The sequence below is a fragment of the Streptomyces sp. NPDC002773 genome (genome assembly GCF_040295605.1).
In the GTDB taxonomy this organism is placed as follows: domain Bacteria; phylum Actinomycetota; class Actinomycetes; order Streptomycetales; family Streptomycetaceae; genus Streptomyces.
In genome coordinates this window covers 199,829-206,111 of the sequence record NZ_JBEOVO010000011.1, presented here as the reverse complement: position 1 = coordinate 206,111, position 6,283 = coordinate 199,829, and the positions used below count along the sequence as shown (strand labels likewise).

The following is a 6,283-nucleotide window of genomic DNA, read 5'->3' as shown; positions in this document are numbered from 1 at the left end:
CCGTGAGCCTGTACGCCGAAGCCGCCCCGGGACCGGTCCCGGGGCGGCTTCGGCGTACAGGCCCGACCAGGCCCGACCAGGTCAGACCATCTCGGGCATCTCACCGACGGTGGTCTTCACGTCGATCACGGCGAACGTGGCGCCCTGCGGGTCCGTGATCGCCGCGAAGCGGCCGAAGGGGCTGTCCATCGGCCCGGACACCTTCTGCCCACCCAGGCGCCCCGCCGCCTCGACGGCCTTGTCGCAGTTGTCCACGGCGAAGTAGACCTGGATGTACGAGGGGACCTCCGGCGGGTACTCCGACGGCATCACCATCCGCCCGAGCAGCGGGTCGGCACCGAGGTCGAAGACCCGGTAGTCCACCTCCCCGTCCTGCATCGTCTTGGAGCGGTAGCCGAAGACGGTGGAGAAGAAGTCGTCCGCCTTCCCCGGCTCCCGGGTGAAGACCTCGGCCCAGACGTACGAGCCGCTCTCGCCCTCCAGCTCGAAGCCCTCGTGCGCACCCCCCTGCCAGAGGCCGAACACGGCACCCGACGGTTCCTGCGCGAGGCACATCGAGCCGAATTCACCGACCTGCATCGGCTCCATCAGGACGGTGCCGCCCGCGCTCCGGATCTTCTCCGCCGTCGCCGAGACGTCGGGCGAGGCGAAGTACAGACACCAGGCCGACTGCGGTTCGCCGTCCTGCCCCGGCATCGGCGGGACCACGGCCGCGACCGCCTTGCCGTTCTTGTACGCCTGCGTGTAGTTGCCGAATTCCGTTGAGGACTCGCCGAAGGTCCAGCCGAGCACGTCGCCGTAGAACGTCTTCGCGCCCTCGAAGTCGGTGAACATCGCGTCGGTCCAGACCGGCGTGCCTTCGGGTCGTGCGGCCATGACGGTGACTCTCACTTCCGGTTCGATGACGTGTTCCTGTGAGCCACGCTAGTCACGCTCGCCCCGGCCCGCTCGGTGACACGGGCAGTCGGCCCATGGCATAGCGGTGGTACGGCCCGTCCGGCAGCCCGAGCTCCGGCCGCCACATCCGCAGCACCTGGGCGGAGGGCAGGAACAGCGCCTCCGGCAGACGGTCGGGCTCCGTCCATTCCCAGCGCTCGATCTTGTCCGGCTCGGCCACCGCGGGGACCCCGCGGAAGGCGCGCACGACGGTGGCGGCGGTCATCCGGGTCACCAGGGTGGACGTGACCGAGTCCAGGATCAGCCCGATCACCTCCACGTCGGCGGCGTCGGCGACGAGCGCCGTCTCCTCGGCCAGCTCCCGGACCGCCGCGTCCTCGACGGACTCACCGGGCTCCACCTGGCCGCCCGGCAGCTCCCACACCCCGGAGCGGTGCAGCCCGAGGAGGACCCGGCCGGCCTCGTCGGTCACCACCACCCCCGCACCGAGAGAGGCCTGGGCGCGGGGCGGCTGGACGTTTCGCTGGGCGGCGGAGGCCCGGTCGGCGGTGTTCATGATCCTCTTCTACCAGCAGCGTTCCCCGCGCCGCCACCGTCACCCAGCGGCAGGGGGGACCACCGCGACCGGGCAGTGCGCGTGGTGCAGGACCGCGTGGGCGACGGAGCCGACGAGCAGCGACCCGAAGCGATGCCGGTGGTGCCGGCCCACGACCAGCAGACCGGCGTCCCGCGAGCCCTCCACGAGCACGCCCGCCGCGTCCCCCGGCACCACCACCGGGACGAGATCGACCTCCGGTCGGCGCGCGGCGAAGGGCCGCAGCCGCTCCTCCTGCTCCAGCGAGGCCTCCCGTACGAGCTGCTCCTCCATGTCGTCCGAGAGGGGCAGCGGCGGCGGAACCTGGAGCGCGGGGGAGGGCGCGACGATCAGGGCGCCCGGCTGGGGAGGCAGCCGGAACGCCGTCACGGCCTCCAGCGGTACGCCCCGGTGGTGCGCCGCCTCGAAGGCGAAGGCCACCACTTCGTCCGGAGTCTCCTCCGTATGCAGGCCGAGCAGCACCCGGCCCGCCTCCGCCCCGTCCTCGAGGGCGGCCGTACGGGCCTCGTGCGGGACGACGACGAGCGGACAGGGCGCCGTCGCGGCGAGCGTCCGGCTGGTCGAGCCGAGCAGCAGACTCGCGAAGCCGCCGTGCCCCCGGGAACCGGTCACCAGGAGCCGCGCGCCCCGCGCCGCCGCCGGCAGGGCGTCGGCCACGGACCCGTCGAGCGACTCGTACCGTACGGGAAGGGTATGCCCGCGCTCCTCGACCGCGGTCCGTACGGCCGCAAGAACCGTGTCGGGAAGCTCGGGCGACGGGCCGAGGGAGGCGATACGGGCGGCGCCGAGCTGGAGGGCGTCGGAGCGCACATGGGCCACGACCAGCGGAGATCCCAGCTGCGCGGCGGCGCTCAGGGCCCATTCCAGGGCCAGCAGACTGTGCTCGGAACCGTCCACGCCGACGACGACCGGCGGCTCGGACACGGTGCTCACGTCATGCGTGGGGGAAGCACTCATGGGGGAATGACTCCCGCGCCCGGCGCCGCGCCACACCCGTCGGGGTGCGGCGCGGCGGGGGAAGACGATCAGGCGTTCTCGTCGCGGCGGGCCCGCTCCGCGTCGCGCTCCTTGATGCGGACGGTCTCCTTGCGGACCTCCGCCTGGGTGGCCCGCTCCTTCGCGAGCCACTCGGGCAGCTCCTGCCGGAGCGCCTCGATCTGCTCGGTGGTGAGCGGCTCGGTGATGCCACCGCGCGCGAGACCGGCGATGGAGATGCCGAGGCGCTGCGCGACCACCGGGCGGGGGTGCGGGCCGTTCTTCCGGAGCTCCTGGAGCCAGGCGGGCGGGTTCGCCTGGAGCTCGTTCAGCTCGGAGCGCGAGACGACACCCTCCTGGAACTCTGCGGGGGTGGCCTCGAGGTACACACCCAGCTTCTTCGCCGCGGTGGCGGGCTTCATCGTCTGGGTGTTCTGGTGCGACGTCATGGTGCCAAGGGTATCGAGCGTGCGGGCGAGTTCCGACCACGGCAGCTACCGGTAACCTGGCGGAGTGACAGGCTCGGACGCTTCCCCCTCGGACTCCCCGGCGGTTTCCCCCGCCGTCTCCCCCTCTGACTCCTCCTCCGGCACCCCTGCCTTCCGGCTCGCGTACGTGCCCGGAGTGACGCCCTCGAAGTGGGTGGGGGTCTGGAAGGAGCGTCTGCCCGACGTACCCCTGACCCTGCTCGCCGTGACGCCCGCCGAGGCCTTCGGCGCGCTCCGGGAGGGTTCGGCCGACGCGGGTCTCGTCCGGCTCCCCGTCGACGGGGACGACCTCAGCGCCATCCCGCTCTACACGGAGACGACGGTCGTCGTCGTACCCAAGGACCACCTGCTCGCGGCGGCCGAGGAGGTGACGGCCGAGGACCTCGCCGAGGAGCTCGTCCTGCACCCGCTCGACGACACCCTCGGCTGGGAGCGGCCGCCGGGCCGCCCGGCGAACGAGCGCCCCGAGACGACCGCCGACGCGATCGAGCTGGTCGCGGCCGGCGTCGGCGTGCTCGCCGTACCCCAGTCCCTGGCGCGGCTGCACCACCGCAAGGACCTCACCTACCGGACCCTCACCGAGGTCCCGCAGTCACGGGTCGCCCTGTCCTGGGCGGCCGCCGACGAGGCCCCCGACCTGGTGGAGGAGTTCATCGGCATCGTGCGCGGCCGCACGGTGAACAGCACCCGGGGCCGCCGCGCCGAGGCCCAGAAGGGCCAGAAGCAGCCGAAGGACCAGAAGGACCGGAAGTCCGCCAAGCCGGCCAGGTCGGGGAAGCCCGGCGCCGGCTCCCGTACGACGGGCAAGCCCGCGGCCCGCAAGTCCGGCGGCGCCGGAGGCTCCGGCCGGGGCCGCACCGGCGGAAAGCCCCGCAAGAGGTCCTGAACGGCCCGTGTCCGCACGCCGGACGCGTACCACCGCGTCGGACGGCCGCTCGGCATACTGACCCCTCCTGATCATCGCGAGCACACAGGAGGAGCTTTGGCCGCCAGTTTCAGGACCGTCGTCGAGGTGGGACCGGACCATCTCGCCCAGGCCCGGTCCATCGACCGGGTGTTCCAGGAGGCGATCGCGCCGGCGACCGTCAACTTCGACTTCGAGGCGATACGGGAGGCCGCGGCGGCCGTCCCGGACAGCACCGTGGTGAACATGGTGCGCGGCTGGGGGCTCCAGGAGTACGCCCCCGTCCTCGTCATGGTGCTGTCCCTCAAGGAGGCCGTCCGGCAGGCACTCCCGCCGGAGTGCGCGGAGGCCGGGTTCTGGGCCACCGTCGAGCGGGAACTCGTCCAGGCCTTCACCGGCCTCTCCGCGCAGGAGGGACAGCCCGGCCTCTCCTTCTACGAGGAGACGGGGGAGCGGACCCGCTTCTACCGGGACCTGTTCTTCGCCCTCCAGGACGAGGAGACCGGGAAGCACATGTACGCCCTGGCCTTCTGCATCGACGTGACCGTCGAGCTGCCGAAGGCGGAGGCCCTCGCCCTGGAGCTGACGGACGTCGTGCCGTTCGCGGTCCGGCTCAACGCGATCGTGGTCCGCCAGGCCCTGGGTCTCGCCGCCTGACGTCCCACGTCGCGGTACCGCACGTGGTACCGCAGGTACGCACCGGCCCGCCGTCCCGGGCCGGAACCCCGCTTTCCCCCTCAGACCTTCGGGCCCAGCCGTCGGCCCCGGGCCGCCGCGACGAGCTCCGGGAGCGTGGCCAGTTTGACCCGGGGCCGCCCCGCGGCCTGGCCCCTGGCCCGCTCGGTCCGGTCGATGGCCGCGAGACCGCGCGCGTCGACCAGATGCCGGCTGCGGCTCCGCGCCAGCCGGCGGAACTCCCGCTCCGTGCCCGTCGGCGCAGGCAGCGCCCCGGCGACCGCGTCCGCGAGCAGCGTCCCCACCGTCTCCTCGGCACAGGCCCGGTTGGCGCCGATGCCGCCGGAGGGCCCGCGCTTGATCCAGCCGACGACGTACCGGCCGGGCAGCCCGGTCACGCGCCCGGACTCGTGCGGCACCGTGCCCGTCGCCTCGTCGAAGGGCAACCCGGGCAGCGGGACCCCGCGGTAGCCGATCGCCCGGACGAGGAGCCCCGCCCCGATCTCCGTACCCGAAGGGGATCCCGCCTCCGTCACCCGGACCGCCCGCACGGCGTCGGTGCCGAGCGCCTCCACCGGAGCGGAGTGGAAGCGCAGCACGATCCGGCGCCGGTCCGACGCGGGCGCCCGCGTCCAGTCGACCGTCTCCCGGGCCACGTCCCGCAGCAGCGCGGCCTTCTCCCCGGCCCCCGCCGCGTCGACGGCCGCGCCGGTGCGCGGGTCGTGGTCGTCGAGCACCAGATCCACGCCCGGCAGGTGCTTGAGGGCGAGCAGTTCCGACGTGGTGTACGCCGCGTGCTCGGGGCCCCGGCGGCCCAGCAGCACCACCTCGCGGGCCCGGGTGCCGCGCAGCGCCGCGAGGGCGTGGTCGGCGATGTCCGTACCGGCGAGGTCGGCCGGGTCCGTGACGAGGACGCGCGCGACGTCGAGGGCGACGTTGCCGTTGCCGACGACGACGACCCGCTCGGCGGAGAGCCGGACGGCGTCCGTACCGGTCTCGGGGTGCGCGTTGTACCAGGAGACGACGGAGGTCGCCGGGACACTGCCGGGCAGTTCCTCGCCGGGGATGCCGAGCCGCCGGTCGGCGGGCGCGCCCACCGCGTAGATCACCGCGTCGTGGTGCGCGGCGAGTTCCTCGGCGGTGACGTCCTTGCCGATCTCCACACCGAGCCGCATCCGGACCCGGGGGTGGGCGTGGAAACGGGCGAAGGTCTCGCCGGCGCCCCTGGTCGCCGGGTGGTCCGGCGCCACCCCGTACCGGACGAGCCCGCCGGCCACCGGCAGCCGGTCGATCAGCGTCACCTCGGCGTGGGTGTGCAGGAGCAGGTCCTCGGCGGCGTACATGCCCGCGGGCCCGGTGCCGACGACCGCGATCCGCAGCGGCGCGAAGTCGGCGGGCAGCGAGCGGTGGAACGAGGGGGCGCCCCAGGGGTGGAAGGTGGGCGAGGCCAAGGCGGGAGCGGGCGGGCGGTCCGCGTAGTACGCGGCGTTGATGGCCTCGTACTCCCGCAGCCGTCCGGTGAGCCGGTCCGCCGGGAAGATCGCGTCGACGGGGCAGGCGTCGGCGCAGGCGCCGCAGTCGATGCAGGTCTTGGGGTCGACGTACAGCATCTCCGTGGTCCCGAAGTCGGGTTCCCCGGGCGCCGGATGGATGCAGTTGACCGGGCAGACGGCGACGCAGGTGGCGTCGTTGCAGCAGGTCTGGGTGATCGCGTAGGTCATGTCGTCGGCTCTGCTCTGCTCGGCTCGG

Annotated in this window: 7 protein-coding genes; 2 read left to right on the top strand and 5 right to left on the bottom strand. The window is 73.6% G+C overall.

The annotated features are described in order from the left end of the window. Positions 1–81: 81 nt before the first annotated feature. From ABT034_RS16715 to ABT034_RS16700, 4 genes are all read right to left on the bottom strand, one after another. Entirely contained in the window at positions 82–876 is a 795-nt protein-coding gene (locus ABT034_RS16715) for a VOC family protein (RefSeq protein ID WP_351215708.1), read from the bottom strand. 52 nt (positions 877–928) lie between these two features. Further along, entirely contained in the window at positions 929–1,453 is a 525-nt protein-coding gene (locus tag ABT034_RS16710; protein WP_351215706.1) for a nucleotide triphosphate diphosphatase NUDT15, read from the bottom strand. A 39-nt stretch (positions 1,454–1,492) separates the two neighbouring features. Continuing rightward, positions 1,493–2,449, bottom strand: coding sequence for a universal stress protein (locus tag ABT034_RS16705; RefSeq protein WP_351215704.1), 957 nt, complete (start codon positions 2,447–2,449; stop codon positions 1,493–1,495). A gap of 68 nt (positions 2,450–2,517) precedes the next feature. Then, a complete protein-coding gene (locus ABT034_RS16700; protein WP_351215702.1) occupies positions 2,518–2,916 on the bottom strand; it encodes a DUF5997 family protein in 399 nt (132 codons plus the stop codon). A gap of 64 nt (positions 2,917–2,980) precedes the next feature. Between ABT034_RS16700 and ABT034_RS16695 the strand changes: the two genes are divergently transcribed. Further along, positions 2,981–3,841: a LysR family substrate-binding domain-containing protein gene (locus tag ABT034_RS16695; protein WP_502972950.1), complete on the top strand. Its 861-nt coding sequence runs from the start codon at positions 2,981–2,983 to the stop codon at positions 3,839–3,841. A gap of 96 nt (positions 3,842–3,937) precedes the next feature. Beyond that, the gene (locus tag ABT034_RS16690; protein WP_351215700.1) at positions 3,938–4,516 is read left to right on the top strand and encodes a Type-2Aa cytolytic delta-endotoxin; all 579 of its coding nucleotides are present in this window, start codon (positions 3,938–3,940) and stop codon (positions 4,514–4,516) included. 80 nt (positions 4,517–4,596) lie between these two features. Here the strand turns inward: ABT034_RS16690 and ABT034_RS16685 are convergent, their stop codons facing one another. After that, entirely contained in the window at positions 4,597–6,255 is a 1,659-nt protein-coding gene (locus ABT034_RS16685; protein ID WP_351215698.1) for an FAD-dependent oxidoreductase, read from the bottom strand. Positions 6,256–6,283: the final 28 nt, after the last annotated feature.